We start from the raw sequence: 17,213 nt of genomic DNA, 5'->3' as shown, positions 1-17,213 counted from the left end.
GCAGGGGCTGCGGCTGCGCTTGCGAACCCGGCAGCCTCGCGCAAGTTGCGCGGGGCCTCACCTTTTCCGCGCTCGACGAGAGCCGCGACCGGAGCCGCGCTCAGGCCGCGTCGGTCTCGGCGCTCGGGAGCAGCTGCACCCCGGCGAGCGCCTCGCGCACGCCCGGGAGCTCCTGCAGCAGCTCGAACTCCGCGTCCATCAGGTGGCTCACGCGCCGGCCCTGGATGCGCTCCATCTGCAGCTCGATGCGGCACTCTCCGCTCGCCGTGGAGACGCGGCTCACCCGCGGCCGCAGCCCCTCCGCGAACGAGGCGAGGATGTCCTGCTGCAGGCTGCGCAGCCGCCGGCTCAGCTTCAGCGCGCTGCGGCCCTCCGGCGTGTCGAAGGTATGGAAGTGCCGGTTGCGCGAGAGGGGGCGCGCGGGGTCATGTAGCCTCTGCACGAGGCGCCGGACGAAGGGATCCATCGGAGAGGGGACCATAACACCCCGGGTCCCCCATCTCATGGCTGCGCAGGCCCGGCAGGGACCTGCGCGGCCCGCCTGCCTGGCCGCAGCCTCAGGGGGCTTCGGGCAGCCCCTCGGCGGCGGCCACCACGCGCTCGAGCGCCTTGACGCCCTTGCGCTGGCCCACGGCCACCACGGTGAGGTTCTCGCGGTGGAAGTAGCGGCGCGCCGCCTCGCGCACGCTGTGCGGGGTCTGCGCATCCACCGCCCGCACGCGCTGCTCGAAGGTCTCCGGCGGGCGGAACAGCTCGGTGCCGCCGAACCAGCCGGCGAGCTCGCCCGGGGAGTCCTGGCTGAAGTCCAGCAGCAGGCGGTGGCGGCGCTTCGCGCGCGCGAGCTCCTCGTCGCTCACCACCTCGTCGCAGAGCGTGCCCAGCGTGCGCAGCGCCTCGGCCACCACGAGCGAGGCCTTGTCCGGCGCGCTCGCCGCGTCGATCTCGAAGAAGCCGGCGTCGTGGAAGGTCTCGAGCGAGGCGTGCACGGAGTAGGCGAGGCCGCGCTTCTCCACGATCTCGTGCGGCAGCCGCGAGCTGAGCCCGTCGTCGAGCAGCCGGCGCAAGAGCCCCAGCGGCGCGAAGTCCGGGTGGTGCTCGGGCACGGTGGGGAAGTTGAGGCGGAAGTCCGTCTGCGCCTCGTCGTGCGCCACGAAGTGGAAGCGGGGCCCGCGCGTGGGCGCGGGCGGCGGCAGCTCCGTGCTCGCGGGGCCGCGGGGCACGCCCGCGAAGGCCTTCTCGGCGAGCTGCAGCATGTCCGCGTGGCGCACCGGCCCCGCCACCGTGAACACCAGGTTGCCGGTGACGTAGTGGCGGTGGAAGTGCTCCACCACCTGCCGGTGGGTGAGCGCCTTCACCGACTCCACCGTGCCCGCGATCTTCAGCGCGAGCGGGTGGTCTGCGAAGAGCAGCTGCTTGGAGAGGTTGTCCAGGTCGATGTCCCGGCCCTTCTCGTCCACCTCGTCGAGCATCTCCTCGAGGATGATCTGCCGCTCGACCTCCATGTCGGTGAGCCGGGGGCGGGTGAGCATGTCGCCCAGCACGTCCACCGCCACGTCCAGGTGCGCGGGGTGCAAGGGGGTGTAGTAGTAGCCGTGGTCGCGGGTGGTGACGCCGTTGAGGTTGCCGCCCACCTCCTCCACCAGGGCGTTCATCCGCACGCTGTCCGGGTAGCGCTCGGAGCCGCGGAAGAAGAGGTGCTCGAGGAAGTGGCTCACCCCGTTGTTGGCGGGGGTCTCGTGGCGGCTGCCGGTGCGGACGTAGACCGCGAGCAGCGCGGTGTGGAGGTGGGGCGTCTCGACGGTGACGACGCGCAGCCCCGAGGGCAGCACGTCACGGTGGGTCACGAAGCTCATGCGCGCGGCAGCCTTAACACGAAGGTGGTGCCGGCGCCGGGGCTGCTGTGGCAGGTGAGCGAGCCGCCGTGCGCCTGCAGGATCTGCTGGCTCACCGCCAGCCCCAGCCCCGTGCCCTGCGCCTTCGTGGAGAAGAAGGGCTCGAAGATGCGCGCGCGCACCGCCTCGCTCATCCCGTGGCCCGTGTCCTCGAACACCGCCTCCACCCACGCGCCGTCGCCGTCCGTGCCGGGCGTGCCCTCGCGCGCGCTCACCGTGAGCCGCCCTCCCGCGGGCATCGCCTCGCGCGCGTTGCGCAGCAGGTTGAGGAAGACCTGGCGCAGCTGCGCCTCGTCCGCGAGCACCGGGGGCAGCTCGGCGGGAAGCGCGCGCACCACCTGCACGCCCGCGCGCTCCAGCTCCTCGCGCGAGAAGTCCAGCACGCCCCCGAGCAGCTCGCCCAGGTCCTCGGCCGTGAGGCTCGCGCGCGGCGGACGCGCGAGGCGCAGGTACTGCTCGGTCACCTCGGTGAGCCGGTCCACCTCGCGCGTCACCGCGCCGAGGATGTCGCGCGCCTCGCGGGCCTCGGCCTCGGTGGTGAAGGGGGCGCGCGCCACCGCCTCCTCCAGGAGCTCCACGTTGAGCCCGATGGAGGAGAGGGGGTTTCTGACCTCGTGGGCGATCTGCGCGCTGATGCGCCCCACGGCCGCGAGCTGCTCGGCGCGCAGGAGCAGCTCCTGGTTCGCGCGCAGCTCCTGCTCGCGCGCGCGCAGGCTCTTGGCCATGGCGTCGAACTCGCGCGCGAGCACCGCCACCTCGTCCTGGCCGCGCACGCCCAGCTGCGCGCTGTAGTCGCCGCGCCCGATGCGGATGACGCCCTCGATGAGCGTGCGCATGGGGCGCAGGCTGCGCGCGGCGGCCACCGTCGCCCCGAGCCCCACGCCCACCGCGAGCAGCGAGAGCGTGATGATGTACAGGCCGGTGCGCCGCTCGCGCTCCTCGGCCTTCTGCACGCGCTCGCGGATGCGGTTGTCCAGCGCGGCGCGCAGGTAGCGGATGTCGCGCCCGATGGAGGTCTCCTGCTGGCGCAGCTCCGCGGTCGCCCGCACCACGCTGCCCGGCTCACCCCCGGCGAGCGCGAGGTACACCGCGTCCGCCGCGCGGCCGTAGGCGCGCTCGCGCGAGGCGAGGTCTGCGAAGCGCCACACCAGCTCCTGCACGAAGGGCAGCTCGGAGGAGGGCGCGAAGCCGTACACCTGCCGGGCCTGCGCGCTCGCCGCCGAGAGCCGCTCCCCGATGAGCGGCGGGTAGTACAGGCGGGTGAGCCGGATGAGCGCGCGGCGCGTCTCGGGGGTCTGCTCCTCGAGCAGCCGCGCGGTGTCCTTCTCCTGGTTCGTGTGGAAGGTCTCGAGCGCCGCGGCGTCCTGGGACAGCTGCAGGTAGCCCTGGCTCACCAGGCGGATCTCCAGCCGGTTGCGGTGCAGCTCCGCCACGCTGAACAGGGACACCGCCCCGAAGGTGACGAGCACCGCCGCGTAGCCGAGGAAGATGCGGGAGGCGAGGGAGAGCTTCATCGCGAGCGCGCAGGATCGCAGCGCCGGCGCCACAAGGCCAGCGCCGCGGCAGCCGGACAGCGCGCCCCGCTCCGCCCCCCGACACTGGCCCCGGGCTGCTAGGGTGGCGCCCCCGATGTGGCCCGCCTCCGTCCGCCTCCGCCTGCTCGCCGCCGCCCTCGTGCTGACGCTCCCCGCGGGGTGCTCCCTCTTCGAGAGCGAGGGGACGCGCCTGCCGCTGCAGCTCGTCACCCGCGCCTGCGCGGGAACGCCTCCGCTCGAGGGGGCCACGCACCTGCGCCTGCGCGTCACCGGCGAGGGCATGGCCCCGCTCGAGCGCCTGGTGCCGGTGGGCTCTCCGCCCGAGGCGCTCGAGGGCGTGCCCCCGGGCCCCGCGCGCGTGCTCGAGGTGCGCGCCTACCAGAACCGGCCCGAGGAGGGCGGGCGCGTGGTGGCGCTCGGGCGCACCGCGCCCTTCGACGTCGCCGGGGGAGCCGCCCCCTCGCAGCGCGTGGTGGTGCGGCGGGTGAATGCCTTCACCCCGGTGAGCGACGTGGAGCACCCGGAGACCTGCGGCGCGCTCGCCGCGCCGCGCGCGGGCCACAGCGCCACGCTGCTGCAGGACGGCCGGGTGCTCGTGGCGGGGGGCTTCGCGCTGCAGGCCGGCGCGCGCGTCGCCCTCTCGAGCGCCGAGCTCTACGCGCCGGACACGGGCACGCTCTCCGCAGCGCCGGACCTGGGCAGCGCGCGCGCCTTCCACTCCGCCTCGCTCCTGCCCAGCGGCAGCGTGCTGCTCGCCGGCGGAGAGAATGCGGCCGGGCCGCTCGCGGACGCGCTGCGGGTGGACCTCGCGCAGGGGGGCGTGGCGAGCTTCCCGCTCGAGCGCGCGCGCAGCCAGCACGCGGCCGCGGTGGACAGCGCGGGGCACGTGCTGCTCGCGGGCGGGGTGGGGGAGGGCGGAGGCGTGGTGGCGCCGGCCGAGGCGCGCGTGCAGGACGGCGCCGCTGCGGCGCCGGTGGCCGTGCCGCTGCCGCGCCTCGGCGCGAGCGCGCTGCGCACCCCCGGAGACGGGCTCGCCGTGGTGGGCGGCTCGGACGGCAGCGCGCTCGTCCAGGACGTGGTGCTGCTGCGCTTCGGCGCTGCGGGCTTCGAGAGCGCGGGGCCCCCTGCGCGCCTGCTGCAGGGGCGGCGCGCGGCGGCCGTGGCGCCCTGGGCGGGCGGCGCGAGCGCCCTGGTGCTGGGCGGCTTCGACACGCCCACCGAGTCCCCCACGACGCAGCGGGCCCTGGCCACGAGCGAGCTGGTGGCGCTCACGCCGGGGGCCCGCGCGACGCCAGGCCCCAACGTGGGCGCGCGCGCGGACGCGTGCGCCGTGGCGCTGCCGGACGGCCGCGTGCTCGCCGCGGGAGGCCGCACGGGCGAGCCCGGCACCCTCCCGCAGAGCAGCGACGCGGCGGAGCTCATCGTCCCGCCCGCCGCGGACGCGAGCACGCCGCTGCCCGTGGTGCTGGGGCTCGCGCGGCTCGAGGCCGGCCGCTGGGCGCACACCTGCACCTTGCTCGCGGACGGCACCGTGCTCGTGGTGGGCGGCCTGAAGGAGGCGCCGGGCGAGGTGGGCGTGGTGCGGGAGGTGCTCGGGGACGTGCTCGTGTTCACGCCGGCGCCGGTGGACTGAAGAAGAAGAAGAGGGACGCCCGGGCCCCTGCAGGTCCGTGGCGTCCCTCGTGCTGCGGAGCCCCAGGAAGCCCCACGAGCCCCGGGGCGCGGGGCGTTACGCGCTGGGCTTGTCCTCGCCCGGGGCGGCCTCGCCGGTGCCCGCGGCCTCGGCGCTCGCGGCGAGCGCCGCCTTGCGCTCGGCCTCGGCGGCGGCCGCCGCCTGCGCGGCCTCCTCGCTCTTGCGGTCGCTCGCGGCGATCTCGTCCGGGGTGAGCTCGGTGCGCTCCGCCACGCTGCCGGTGCGCTTCTCGAGGTCCTTGATCGCGCGGCGCACGAGGTCGCGCTCGAGCAGGGTGCGGTTGAGCCGCTTCTCGAGCGCCTTGAACTTGTCCTTCACCAGGTCCAGCTCGGCGCGGGTCGCGGTGTAGAGGCGGGCCTGGGTGTCCGCGCGCGAGCGGGTCTTCTTGAGGTTCGCCTCGAGCTCGGCGGCGCGGCTGCGCTCCTTGTTCGCGGTGTGCTCGAGCCGCTCCATGCGCTCGCGGTCCGCGTCCGTCAGCTCGCGGAAGCGCCGGGGCGCGGGCGCCGCGGCGGGGGCGGCGGCAGCGGTCCCCTCGCCGGACACCGGCACGGCCGCCGCGACGACGAGCGTCTCGGCGGGCGCGGCGATCTGGGCCGCGGGGGCGGCAGGGGTCGCAGCCGCGGGCGCGGCGGGGGCTGCCGGAGCGCGGCGCGCGGGGCGCCCGCCCTCGTTGAGGCTCTTGAGGCGATCGATCTCGGCGAAGGCGCCCGCGAGCTCCGCGCGCACCACCTCGAGCTGCTGGCTCGCGCTGCGCTCCACCTCGGCGCGCGCGCGCTGCAGCTCCTTGTCGCCCCTGTCGCCGTCCTTCAGCTCGAACAGCTTGCGCTTGGCCTCCTTCAGCTGGCCCTTGAGCTCGTTGAGCTGCCCGCGCTGCTCGTCCAGCTCGCGGCGCTTGCGCTCCAGCTCGGCCTCCGCGTGGGCGCGCGCCTTGCTCTCGGTCTCGAGCTGCGGGGTGCGGGGAGCGGCAGGAGCCGCGTGGCTCCCGGCGCGCTTGTTGCCGAACAGCAGCATGCCGAGGGTGACGGCGAAGCCGATGCTCACCAGGAAGAGGAGCACGATCAGATATGCCTGCAAGGAACGACCTCCAAACGGGTCCGAAAAGCGCCGCAGCGTAACGTCCGAGCGGGGGGCGTCAAGGGCAGCGGTGGCCCTTCGCAGAGGGGCGCGGCCCTGCCGCCGAGCGGCCGGGCGAGGGGCGGGGTGCCCGAAAGCGCTTGGGCGCGCCGCCCGGAGCCGCGATGCTCCGGCGCATGGGCAAGCACCTGGAGCTCGTGCCCCAGCGAAGGGTGTCCAGCTTCCGCAAGCTGGCGATCGGCAGCTGGCGCACCGCGCACGATCCCACGGTGTACGGCACGCTGACGGTGCGCGTGGACGCGGCGCTCGCCTTCACCGAGGCCTTCCGCGCCCGCACGGGCGTGGCGCTGCAGCTCTCGCACCTGGTGGTGCGCGCGCTCGGCGAGGCGCTGCGCCGCTGCCCCGAGGCAAACGCCGTGCTGCGCTTCAACCGCATCTACCTGCGCCAGCAGGTGGACGTGAGCCTGCTGGTGGTGGACGGGGAGGGGCCCGAGGCGGAGCTGGTGCCGGCGAAGCTCGAGCGCGTGGACGGGCTCTCGCTGGAGGAGGTCGCCCGGGGATTGGAGGCGGCGGCCCTGCGCGTGCGCACCCGCGCGGATGCGGCGCTCGAGCGCGAGCGCCACCTGCTCTCGCGCGTGCCCTTCCTGCTGCTGCGCCCCTGGAGCCGGCTCGCCGCGCTGCTGCAGCACACGCTGAACCTGGACCTGCGGGCGCTGGGCCTGCCGCGCGACCCCTTCGGCTCGGCCGCGGTGGTGGACGTGGGCGCGCTGGGGCTGGACACCGCGTACCTGCCGCTGGTGCCGCACGCGCGCGTGCCCATCGTGGTGGCGCTGGGCGCCGTGCGCGAGGTGCCGCTCGCGCTGCCCGGAGGCGCGGTGGGCGTGGGGCGGGTGATGAACGTGAACGCCTCCTTCGACCACCGCTTCATCGACGGCTACCACGCCGCCCAGCTCGCCCGCTGCGTGCAGGCCCTGCTCGAGGAGCCCGGCGCACTGCCACCACTGGACGCTGGCGCTCCCACCCGCTCGCACCTGGACCCCGAGTTGCGATAGGAAGGGCGGGAAGCAGGGCCGTGGCGGCGTCTTTTTCCGCTGCGGGTGCAAAAATCACCGAGGAGCTGCCGGGATGAGTCGCAAGCACCGCGAGGGGGGCCGCGCTAGGGGGCCGGGCGTGGCGGAGTCGGGCACGCCCGAGCTGAGCGTGGTCATGGCCACGTACAACCGCCTGCCGCTGCTCTTGCGGCTGCTCGAGCAGCTGGGGCGCCAGAGCCTCGCGCCCTCGCGCTTCGAGGTGGTGGTGGTGGACGACGGCTCGCGCGAGCGCGTGGTGCCGGCGCTGCAGGCGCGCGCGTGGCCCTTCCACCTCGAGGTGGTGGAGCAGGAGAACGCGGGGCCCGCGGCGGCGCGGCAGGCGGGCGTGCAGCGCGCGCGCGCGGAGCTGCTGGTCATCGTGGACGACGACATGCAGGTGGCCGAGGACTTCCTCGCGCAGCACCTGGCGCTGCACCCCGAGGGCTCGCGCAACGTGGCGCTGGGACTCATCCGCCCGGACGAGAACCTCGGCCGGATGCCGCTCTTCGAGCGCTACCACTCGCGCATGCTGGAGATGTTCGTGAGCGACGTGCGCGAGGGGCGCCTCGTGCCGCGCGGGGACCACCTGTACACGGGCAACGTGTCGCTGCGGCGCGAGGACTTCCTCGCCGCCGGCGGCTTCGACCGCTCGCTCAAGCGTTCCGAGGACGTGGAGCTCGGCATCCGCCTCGAGAAGCTGGGCTGCCGCATCGTGTTCTCCGAGCTGCCCTACGTCATCCATGGCTCGGACCACACGAAGCTGGACACCTGGCTGAAGCGGGCGCTGCACTACGGCGTCTTCGACCTGCGCATCGCGCGCAAGCACCCGGACGTGCAGAACGCGAGCCCCTGGCGCTTCCTCGGGATGGTGAACCCGCTCTCGCGCCCGCTGCTGGGGCTCGCGCTGGTGGCGCCGCGCATCTCGCAGGGGCTCGCCGCGGTGGCCATCCGCACGGGGCTGGCGGTGGACCGGCTGGGACAGGAGCGGCTCGCCATCGCCGCGGCCACGCTGGTGTACGGCATGGAGTACTACCGCGGCGTGCGCGAGGAGACCGGCGGCGCGTGGCCCGCGCTCAAGGAGTACCTGGGCTACCTCGCGCGCTGGGGCGGGGAGGGTGGGGGCGCGGCGCTCGCGGAGCTGGTGCACGGCATCGAGGCGGACCACGCCGCCATCCGCACCGCCGAGGCGAAGTACCACGGCGAGCTGGTGCCGCCCGGGCGCCTGCCGGTGGACGCGGTGCAGAAGGTGGGCTTCCAGATCCTCATCCAGTACCGCGTGATGCGCTTCTTCCGCCGCGTGGGGCTCACCTTCGCGGCCAAGGCGAGCTCGCGCCTCATCCGCCACCTCTACGGCTCGGACATCCACTGGGACGCGGACATCGCCCCGGGCTGCATCGTGGTGCACGGGATGGGGATGGCGATCAACGGCGCGGCGCGCATCGGCCCCGGCGCGGTGCTCAGCCAGCAGGTGACGGTGGGCGAGAGCCGCGACCCGGTGACGGGCGCCATCGGCTCGCCGGTGCTCGAGGCCCACGTGCACGTGGGCCCGGGCGCGCGGCTGCTCGGCCCCATCACGGTCGGCGAGGGCTCGAAGATCATGGCCAACGCCGTGGTGCTGCAGTCGGTGCCCGCGGGCTCCATCGTGGAGACGCCGGCGAGCGCCGTGCGCCCGCGCAAGCGCGGCCAGAGCAGCACGGGCCCCGGGGCCGCGAAGCCCTCGGGCACCTAGCCCACCCGCTCAGGCGGCGTGCGCGCCCTTGCGGCGCGCGAGCGCTGCCTCGAGCGTCGCGCCCAGCTCGGCGAGCGTGCGCGAGCGCGCCATCTCGTCCTCGGAGAGGGACACCCCGAAGGCGTCCTCCAGCGCGAGCAGCAGCTTGAGCGAGCCGAGCGAGTCCCAGCCGCGCACCTGGCCCGGGCCCGCCTCCGGGGGCGGCACCTGCGGCAGGCCGAAGGTGCGCTGCACCACCTGGCCCACGCGCGCGAGTACGCTGCCCTGCGCCTCGGCTGGGCCCTGCGGCGCTGCGCCGGGTGCCTCGCCCACGCGGCGCAGCACCCGCGCCGGCACGCCGCCCACCACGGTGTGGGGCGGCACCTCGCCGGACACCACGCTGCCCGCCTCCACCTCCGCGCCCTCGCCGATGACGGTGCCGCGCAGCACCGTCACCCGGGCGCCGATGCGCACCCCGTGGCCGATGAGGATGGGCTGGCCCTCGGGCATCACGTCGCGGTGCACGGCGTCGTGGAAGTCGGTGTCCATCACCATCACGAAGGCGCCCACCTGCACGCGGTTGCCCACCTGCACGTGCGCGTGCGCGGCGATGGCCGCGCCGTGGCCGATGGAGACGTCGTGGCCGATCTCCAGCCGCCCGCGCGGCCCCGTGACCAGGTGCGACTGCACGGGCGAGGACTCGAGCAGGAAGCGGTCGCCCACCTCCATGTGCCCGCGGTTCTCCACGTGCGCGCTCCCGTGCACGCGCGGGCGCAGGCCCACCCGGTCGCAGGCGCGCAGCTGCAGCGCGCCGTGTGCTGCAGGCATGAGCCCGGCCAGCAGGCCCGCGAAGCCCGGGCGCTTCAAGGCGCCTCCTCGAGCTGGATGAAGCCGGGCACGGGGTAGGGGGCGCTCGCGTCCCAGCGGAAGCGCTCGCCCTCGCGGGTGAAGCCCGAGCCCTCCCAGAAGGTGAGGCAGGGCTTGTTCTTCTTCGTGGGCAGGAAGTCCGCCACCACCTCGCTCAGGCCCTGGGTGCGCGCGTACGCGACCACCAGGGCCGCCATCGTCTCCTCCACCTTGCGGCCCATCACCCGGCAGCTGAGCACGAAGTCCACGACGCGGGCGCGCGTGCCCTCCACCTCCACGCTGACCAGGCCGGTGAGGCCCGCGTCGCCGAAGCGGTCGGACACGTGCACCGCCCACAGCCGGTGCCCGGGCGCGCTCGCCCACGCCTGCAGCTCGGGCTCGGTGAGCCGGCGCGTGGAGAGGTTCATCTGGTTCGTCTTGTTGAGCAGCTGGGTGCTGCGCTGCAGGTTGCTCGCGCTCAAGGGCTCCGCCTTCACCTGGATGCCCAGGCTCTGCAGCCACGCGTCCAGCGAGCCCACCTGCTCCTTGAGCGCGTCGCGCTGGCGCTCCGAGCCGTACATCTGCGTGCGCTCCAGGTCCTCCTTGCTGATGGCCGGCGCATCGAAGCAGCGCAGGGAGAGCAGCGCGCTCGTGTAGAGCAGCTTGTCCTCGGGCCACTCGGGCACCAAGACCTCGGGCAGCGCCTCGCGCACGCGCGCGCGCTCCACGGGGTTGTCGTCCAGGAAGACCACGGACTGCAGGCCCAGGTTCAGCTCCGCCGCGAGGTCCGCGATGTTGCGCGCCTTGTCCTGCCAGTTGATGCGCCAGCCCACGAAGTCCTCGGGCTTGAGCACCATCTCGGGGTGGCTGCGGATGGCCTCCAGGGCCACCGACTCCTCGTTCTTGCTCGCGATGGCCAGCACGATGCCGCGGCGGGTGAGCGCCTTGAGGTGGTGCTGGAAGTCCACGAAGGACTCGCCCACGCTGTCGTGGCCGCCCAGGCGCAGGTTCTGCCAGCCCTGGTCCCCCACGATGCCGCCCCACAGGGTGTCGTCCAGGTCCACCACCACCAGCTTGCGCGCCCCGCCGGTGAGCCCGCGCACCGCCGCCTTGAGGTCCTTCACCGCCTCGGCGAACACGTCGCTGTGGAAGGCCACCTTGCCCAGGTACCAGAGCTTCGGGTTGAGCGCGTTCCGGCCCACCGCCTGCACCCAGCGCTCCGCGTCCAGCACGTGCACGTTGGAGGCGCGCGCCAGGTTCTCCATCAGCCGCAGGTTCGCCCGGGTCAGCGCGTGGCGCAGGCCCGGCCCCTCGCGCGTGTCCAGCAGGCCCAGGCCGCGGTTGTGCGCGGGCAGCACCCAGGTGGGCACGAAGGCGAAGCGGCAGCCCTTCACCCCCTGCGTGAGCAGGGCGCAGAAGGCGTCCACCTCCTCCAGCAGGCGCTCGGGCGCCACGGGCTTGAAGGCGAGCAGCTCGGCGAAGCTGGGCAGCACCGCCTCGGGCCGCGTCCACACCAGGGCGAAGTCCGGCGCGCTCCTCGCTCCCGAGCCCAGCTCCATCAGCGTGGGCATCACCTGGCCGAAGGGGGCCACCTCCAGCGCGAGCCCCGGCGCCTCGAGGTCCTGCTCCAGCTGCTGCGCGAGCTCGTCGATGGTGAAGTCCGAGATGGCGAGGCCGCGCAGCGCCACCGCGGGGCGCACGGCGTCTGCCGCCTCGGACGCCGCGGGCAGGCGCTGGGCCGCGGCGGCGAGGCGCGCGCCCGCGCTGGGCCCGGTGGGCCCGGTGGGCCCGGTGACCTCGGTGGGCCCGGTGAGCTCCGCGGCTCCGGCGGGTGCGCCCGCCTCCAGCCGCCGCAGCACGCGCGCGGGGATGCCGCCGGCGATGACGCCAGCGGGAATCGCGCCCGAGACGACCGAGCCCGCGGTGATGACCGAGCCGTCCCCGATGCTCGCGCCCGGCAGCACCGTCACGCGACCCGCGAGCCACACGTCGTGGCCCACGCTGATGGGCTGGGCGGGCAGGGGCGCGTCCGCGGAAGGGGAAGCGTCCGCGGTGCCCGTGTCCGAGAGGATGCAGTAGGGCCCGATGCGCGCGCGGTCTCCCACGCTCACGCGCGCGTGCGCGCTGAGCAGGGTGCCGAAGTTGATGTCCGCGCGGTTCCCGATCTCCAGCACGCCCCCGGGCGCGGTGCTCAGCTGCACCGGGCTGAAGGCGCAGTTGAGGTTGAGGTCGTCCCCGATGTGGAGCTCGCCCTGGTTCACGATCACCGGCCGCCCCTGCGTGCGGGCGCGCGCGCCCACCTGCGTGCACTCGCGCAGGTAGAAGGGCGCCGAGGTGGAGGCGGTGAGGAAGCGCACCCCCTTGCTCACCTTCTGCGAGAGCGGAAGCTCCGCGTCACGGCCGAGGCTGCGCAGCAGCTTGTCGACCAGGGGGGAGCGGGGCAGCAGGGCCTCGGCGATACCTTTGACGTTCATGGGGCGGATGGCTCAGGGCGGCGCCCGGCGCGAGCGCGCAGCGCCAGGGGCGGATGTAGGTCTTGTAGCATTTCAGCGTGGGCGCTTTGAAGCCCCTGAGACTTCGACCCCGGGTCCGACGGCACCCGGAGACCCTGGCGCCAGGTGTGTAGGAATGCGCTCGCGTGGTATGGCACCCGAGCCCATGTCCGCCGCCGCTCCGCCCGATGCCGCCGTCGCCGTCGCCGTCGCCGCTCCCGCCCCCACCAACAGCCGGGTGGTCGCGGCGCGAAACGCGTTGAAGCTCGGGGCCTCGCTGCTGGGCACCTGGGCGGTGGCCCTGGTCATCCGCATCGCGCTGCCGCGCCACCTGGGCCCCGAGCTGTTCGGCACCCTGAACCTCGCGGACACGCTCGCGGCCACCTACTTCATCCTGCTCACCCTGGGGGTGGACACCTACATCCAGAAGGAGATCTCGGTGCGCCCGGCGCACGCCTCGGACTTCTTCGGGGGGCTGCTGGTGGCGCGCGCGCTCTTGAGCGCGCCGGTGTTCGCCGCGCTCGCGCTCTCCATCGGGCGCGCGGGGGCACCCGCGGGCACCGAGCCGGTGGTGGTGCTCTTCGGGGTCGCGTACCTGTGCGTCAGCGTGAGCAACTCGCTCGCGGCGCTGCTGCAGGCGCACGGCACGGTGGGGCGGCTCGCGGTCATCAACGTGGGCGCGAAGCTGATCTGGGCGGTGGGCGTGGGGCTGGGCATCGTGCTGCACGCCCCGCTCTGGGTGCTCGCCTCCAGCTTCCTGCTCTCCGAGGCGCTGCGCGTGGTGCTGCTGTGGCCCATCGCGCAGCGCGAGCTGGACCTGACGCTGCGCGTGGACGCGGCCGCCACGCGCGAGGTGCTGCGCGCCTGCATCCCCTTCTTCGTGAACGGGGTGGCCGTCACGCTCTGCTCCAAGGTGGACGTGACCATGCTCGGCTTCCTCACGCGCGACGCGCAGGAGATCGGCTGGTACAGCGCCTCGAACAACCTGGCGAGCCTCGCGATGCTGCTCTCGCCGCTGGTCAACTGGGTGGTGATGCCGCTGCTGTCGCGCGCGCGCGCCGAGAGCCACGAGGCCTTCGTGCAGGTGCTGCGCCGCTCGGTGGCAGGCGTCATCACCGCCACGCTGCCCATCATGCTGCTCATCGGCCTGGGGGCGGACCTCCTGGTGCGCCGCGTGTTCGGCGAGGCCTACGCGCCCGCCGTGCACAGCCTGCGGGTGCTGGTGCTGCTCTTCGCCTTCACCTACCTGGCCATCCTGCTCTCCATGGCGCTGATCACGGAGAACCGCGGCTGGACGCTGACCTCGGTGTCCATCACCGGTGTCATCCTCAACCCGCTCATCGCGCTGGTGGCGGTGCCCCTGTGCGCGCGCCACTTCGGTCCGGGCGGCGCGGGCGTGGGCTCGGCGGTGGGCGTGGTGGGCATGGAGATCTGCGTCACCGCGATGCTGATGTGGACGGTGGGGCGCGAGCTGCTCGACCGCTCCACGCTGCTCACCATCGGGCGCTCGCTCGCGGTGTGCGCGGCGGTGATCCTGCTGCACCGCCTGCTCGCGCCGCTGGGGCCGTGGCGGCTCGCGGTGGACGCGCTCGCGTACCTGCCGCTCGCCTGGGCCTTCGGCGCCGTGCGCCCGCGCGAGCTGATCCACTTCGTGCGCGAGGTGCTGGGGCAGCGGGCCGCGCGCCGCGCCCAGTCGGCCTAGCTCCCGCTAGCCCTCGGGCCAGTTGTTCCAGGGGGCGGCCGGGTACTGCCCCTCGAGCGAGCGCAGGAAGGCGAGCAGCGCCTCGCGCTCGTCCGCGGAGAGCGTGCGCGGCTGCAGCAGCGGGCTCACCTCGCCCACGAAACCGCCGGCGCCGCGGCCCCCGCCCTGGAGGTGGAAGTCCACCACCTCCTCGAGCGTCGCGAAGCGGCCGTTGTGCCCGTAGGGCGCGCTGTCCTCGAGGTTGCGCAGGGACGGGGTGCGGAAGGCCCCCAGCGCCTCCGCGCCCGGCTGCGCCACGTAGTCCGCGCCCGAGGCGCCCGGCACCGGACCGTCCGCATAGGGTCCCAGCGCGTTGAAGGGGCTCGCGCCCGCGTGCGCGAGCCCGGCGCTGCGGCCCTCGTCCAGCGGCGCGCCCGCGAGCGCGGGGACGCCGAGGTTGTGGTAGCGCTCGTCGCTCAGCTGCGGGCCGGAGTGGCAGCTGCTGCAGCCCGCCTGCACGAACACCCGCAGGCCCTTGCGCTCCTGCTCGCCCAGGGCGGCCGCGTCGCCCGCGAGGTAGCGGTCCAGGGCGGACGGCCCCGCGGCGAGCTTGCGCAGGTACGCCTCGAGGGCCTTGCCCACGTTGGCGGCCACCCGGTTCACCGCGTCCTGGTCCGCGGGCGCCATCGCCTCCCACTCGGAGGAGCCGGGGCTGCCGCGCGCAGGGAAGCGCGCCGTGTCCCCGAGCGGCGGGAGCGCGCCGAAGGCCGGCTCGTAGCGCGGGCCGTAGTACTCCGCGATGCGGTGCGCGAGCTCGAGCCGCGTGAGGTTCATCTCCTTCGGGTTCTCGAGCGCGGTGAGCGGCTGCGACCAGAGCGAGTCCGCGCTGCCGTCCCACGTCTGCCAGCGCTGCCAGGCCGCGTTGAGCACGGTGGGCGTGTTGCGCGTCACGTCCTCGAGCCCGTGTGCCACGGGCAGGCCGTCCTGGAAGTGGCGCTCGGGGGCGTGGCAGGTGGCGCAGCGCACCTGCTGGTCCGAGGAGAAGCGCGCGTCGAAGAAGACGCGGAAGCCCAGCAGCGCCGCGGCCGGGTCCTCCGCGTGCGCGTTGCCGCGCGCGGCCGGCAGGGCCTCGGGCAGCCGCATCGCGCGCACCTCCGCGCACTGCTGCGCACCCAGCCCGGGGGCCTCGGGGCAGGGCTCGCTGCAGGCGCCGAGCGCGAGGAGCGCACTCACACCGAGCGCGAAGCGGCGGAGGCGGCGCGGGGGCAGGGAAGGGCAGGGAAATTCGAGCACGGGGCCTCGAACACGGGAGGAGGCCGGATGCTTTCCGAGCAGGAGCCGGTTCGGCAAGGGGTCCAATAGAACAATCACCCCCAGTCAAGGTAAGACGCGTCGCACACATGTACCTACGCCGACTCGAGTGCCCCTCCCCGACCCGCCCCAGCCCCCTCCCGTCCGCCCTGCGGCGCTGCGCGCTGGTCGCCTCACTTCTCGTCCTCGCCTGTAAGGGGGACCCGGGGGCCGGGCCGGGCGTCACCGAGCCGGAGGTGGGCGTGGACCCCCTGCCCGGCGCGCCCGAGGCGGTGCCCGCCACGGTGGCCGACAGCCCCACCGCGCCCCCGGGGGCGGACGGCGCGGCGCTGCCGTGGACCAGCGCCCCGCTCATGGAGGGGGTGCAGGTGCTCGCCAACTACGACAGCGCCCTGCTCGTGCTCCCCCTGGTGGACGGCGCACGCGACTACCGCGCCTTCGCCCTGGTGAACGGCGTGAAGGTGAGCGTGCCCGTCGCGGGTCAGGAGCAGGTGGACGGCGCGCTGGTGCACTGCGCGGGCTACCGCCAGCACAACGCGAAGGCGCAGGCCACGCTGGAGCTGCTGCGGCAGTTGGACGTGACGGCGCTCTCCGGCCCCACGCGCGTGGTGGTGGAGGCGGTGGACGCCGCGTGCCCCTTCCCGGGCGTCATCGGCTCGGAGCACGGCGTGGTGGACGTGACGAACAACGTGGAGGTGAAGGACGCGGCGAAGGGGCTCCACGAGGTGTACACGGCGGACGAGATCCGGACTCGCTACGGCAGCCTCATCGTGAACGGCCACGGCCCGGGCCCCCGCCCCGGCGCGCAGGCCGCGCCCGTGGCGCCCCGGGTGCTCGCGCGCACCACGCTGCTCATCACCCCGCGCGCGGCCCCCACCGCGCCGAGCGACTTCTTCGACGGCTTCACCGAGAACGATCAGCCGAAGCTGGTGGGCAGCGTGAAGGGCTACGACCGCGCGCAGAACCCGCGCCGGTACATGAACGCGAAGTGGAACTTCTACACCTACGGCTCCGAGCTCACCCAGTTCTTCGTCGACCGCGGGCAGCTGCACACGCTGATCGCGGACGTGGGGCAGGACGTGTTCGCCTCCAACATCGCCTACCCGAAGCACCCGGCGAAGCTCTACGACGAGGGCTACCTGCACGTCTCCTACGAGGTCGCGAGCGACGCCACCTCGCGCCGCTACTGGTGGATCTCGCTGTGCGGCGCGGCCACCGAGGGCGCCACGATGGAGGCGGACGGTGCGCTCAAGGGCAGCATCATCCAGACCCCCTTCTTCCACCAGGAGGACGGGCAGAACCCCAGCATCGAGCTGTGGAACTGCCTCCAGGTGTTCCCGCGCGACGGCTGGCCCTTCACCCTGGCGCCCAGCAACAAGCGCCCCGAGTCCGACATCCGCGTGATGGTGAACCTGGCCAACAAGCCCACGCGCAGCAGCGTGGTGAACGTGAGCCCGGACCAGTACCACGAGCCGAACATCGCCGCGCCCGGCTGGTTCCGCACGCAGGACGCGGCCGGCAAGCTGCTCGCGCCCATCCTGGACGACCAGATGCTCATCGCCCCGCGCGCCCGCTACGACCTGTACGTGCGCCGCGGCCGCGTGGTGCTCTACGTGAACGGCCAGCAGCGCCTCTGCAACGACTTCCCCTCGGTGAAGCTCACCATGGCGGAGGCGGCGGTGGGCTTCGGGCAGGTGCTCTACCACTCGGCCGGCGAGCGCATCGAGTTCTTCTCGGACAGCAACGACCGCACCGGCCAGCGCTACTACCTGCAGAACACGCCCTTCATGGACGAGCGCAGCTGGGACAACCTGGGGCTGCAGGAGAACGTGGCCGCCCCGCCCACCTTCGATCCCAGCGTCTGCTACACGTACAAGGGCTGAGCCTCCGAGCGCACTCCCTGGACGCCGC

The 17,213-nt window shown here is 74.2% G+C and carries 12 protein-coding genes; 5 read left to right on the top strand and 7 right to left on the bottom strand.

Features of this window, described 5'->3' with window-relative positions; translation table 11 throughout:
• Positions 1-100 precede the first annotated feature (100 nt).
• From FGE12_RS09410 to FGE12_RS09400, 3 genes are all read right to left on the bottom strand, one after another.
• Positions 101-466, bottom strand: a complete 366-nt coding sequence (locus FGE12_RS09410; RefSeq protein ID WP_153866074.1) for a hypothetical protein — start codon at positions 464-466, stop codon at positions 101-103.
• A gap of 91 nt (positions 467-557) precedes the next feature.
• Positions 558-1,853 (bottom strand): pitrilysin family protein, encoded by a 1,296-nt coding sequence (locus FGE12_RS09405; RefSeq protein WP_153866073.1) that lies wholly within the window; start codon positions 1,851-1,853, stop codon positions 558-560.
• A complete protein-coding gene (locus FGE12_RS09400) occupies positions 1,850-3,406 on the bottom strand; it encodes a HAMP domain-containing sensor histidine kinase (RefSeq protein ID WP_153866072.1) in 1,557 nt (518 codons plus the stop codon). Before FGE12_RS09400 ends, FGE12_RS09405 begins: the two co-directional genes overlap by 4 nt.
• A 115-nt stretch (positions 3,407-3,521) precedes the next feature.
• Here FGE12_RS09400 and FGE12_RS09395 point away from each other — a divergent pair, with 115 nt between their 5' ends.
• A complete protein-coding gene (locus tag FGE12_RS09395; RefSeq protein WP_194797735.1) occupies positions 3,522-5,060 on the top strand; it encodes a kelch repeat-containing protein in 1,539 nt (512 codons plus the stop codon).
• A 96-nt stretch (positions 5,061-5,156) separates the two neighbouring features.
• On the opposite strand, the gene FGE12_RS09390 is transcribed toward FGE12_RS09395, so the two are convergent.
• Positions 5,157-6,194 carry a cell envelope biogenesis protein TolA gene (locus tag FGE12_RS09390; RefSeq protein ID WP_228530685.1) on the bottom strand — a complete coding sequence of 346 codons (1,038 nt, stop codon included), beginning with the start codon at positions 6,192-6,194 and terminating at the stop codon, positions 5,157-5,159.
• Between the two features lie 164 nt (positions 6,195-6,358).
• Here FGE12_RS09390 and FGE12_RS09385 point away from each other — a divergent pair, with 164 nt between their 5' ends.
• Entirely contained in the window at positions 6,359-7,246 is an 888-nt protein-coding gene (locus FGE12_RS09385) for a 2-oxo acid dehydrogenase subunit E2 (RefSeq protein WP_228530684.1), read from the top strand.
• A gap of 73 nt (positions 7,247-7,319) precedes the next feature.
• Positions 7,320-8,993 carry an exopolysaccharide biosynthesis glycosyltransferase EpsD gene (gene epsD / locus FGE12_RS09380; RefSeq protein WP_153866070.1) on the top strand — a complete coding sequence of 558 codons (1,674 nt, stop codon included), beginning with the start codon at positions 7,320-7,322 and terminating at the stop codon, positions 8,991-8,993.
• Positions 8,994-9,002: 9 nt separating this feature from the next.
• Here the strand turns inward: epsD and FGE12_RS09375 are convergent, their stop codons facing one another.
• Both FGE12_RS09375 and FGE12_RS09370 read right to left on the bottom strand, forming a co-directional pair.
• Positions 9,003-9,839: a DapH/DapD/GlmU-related protein gene (locus tag FGE12_RS09375; protein WP_153866069.1), complete on the bottom strand. Its 837-nt coding sequence runs from the start codon at positions 9,837-9,839 to the stop codon at positions 9,003-9,005.
• Entirely contained in the window at positions 9,836-12,292 is a 2,457-nt protein-coding gene (locus FGE12_RS09370; protein WP_153866068.1) for an HAD-IIIC family phosphatase, read from the bottom strand. Before FGE12_RS09370 ends, FGE12_RS09375 begins: the two co-directional genes overlap by 4 nt.
• 154 nt (positions 12,293-12,446) lie before the next feature.
• Between FGE12_RS09370 and FGE12_RS09365 the strand changes: the two genes are divergently transcribed.
• A complete protein-coding gene (locus FGE12_RS09365; protein WP_194797734.1) occupies positions 12,447-14,012 on the top strand; it encodes a flippase in 1,566 nt (521 codons plus the stop codon).
• Between the two features lie 6 nt (positions 14,013-14,018).
• Here FGE12_RS09365 and FGE12_RS09360 read toward each other — a convergent pair whose 3' ends face one another.
• A complete protein-coding gene (locus tag FGE12_RS09360) occupies positions 14,019-15,224 on the bottom strand; it encodes a cytochrome c peroxidase (protein WP_153866066.1) in 1,206 nt (401 codons plus the stop codon).
• Positions 15,225-15,544: 320 nt separating this feature from the next.
• On the opposite strand from FGE12_RS09360, the gene FGE12_RS09355 reads away from it, so the two are divergent.
• On the top strand, positions 15,545-17,185 hold the full coding sequence (locus FGE12_RS09355) for a hypothetical protein (protein WP_153866065.1): 1,641 nt from the start codon (positions 15,545-15,547) through the stop codon (positions 17,183-17,185).
• Positions 17,186-17,213 lie beyond the last annotated feature (28 nt).

Origin of the sequence: Aggregicoccus sp. 17bor-14 (assembly GCF_009659535.1) — a bacterium.
GTDB lineage: Bacteria > Myxococcota > Myxococcia > Myxococcales > Myxococcaceae > Aggregicoccus.
This window is presented reverse-complemented; position numbering and strand designations above follow the sequence as displayed.

What these genes read in the sequence shown, in the direction of transcription:
- FGE12_RS09365 (WP_194797734.1), top strand. Translation starts at nt 12,447, where the DNA reads ATGCGCTCGCGTGGTATGGCACCCGAGCCCATGTCCGCCGCCGCTCCG.
- FGE12_RS09385 (WP_228530684.1), top strand. Translation starts at nt 6,359, where the DNA reads ATGCTCCGGCGCATGGGCAAGCACCTGGAGCTCGTGCCCCAGCGAAGG.
- FGE12_RS09395 (WP_194797735.1), top strand. Translation starts at nt 3,522, where the DNA reads ATGTGGCCCGCCTCCGTCCGCCTCCGCCTGCTCGCCGCCGCCCTCGTG.
- FGE12_RS09370 (WP_153866068.1), bottom strand. Translation starts at nt 12,292, where the DNA reads ATGAACGTCAAAGGTATCGCCGAGGCCCTGCTGCCCCGCTCCCCCCTG.
- epsD (WP_153866070.1), top strand. Translation starts at nt 7,320, where the DNA reads ATGAGTCGCAAGCACCGCGAGGGGGGCCGCGCTAGGGGGCCGGGCGTG.
- FGE12_RS09405 (WP_153866073.1), bottom strand. Translation starts at nt 1,853, where the DNA reads ATGAGCTTCGTGACCCACCGTGACGTGCTGCCCTCGGGGCTGCGCGTC.
- FGE12_RS09410 (WP_153866074.1), bottom strand. Translation starts at nt 466, where the DNA reads ATGGATCCCTTCGTCCGGCGCCTCGTGCAGAGGCTACATGACCCCGCG.
- FGE12_RS09400 (WP_153866072.1), bottom strand. Translation starts at nt 3,406, where the DNA reads ATGAAGCTCTCCCTCGCCTCCCGCATCTTCCTCGGCTACGCGGCGGTG.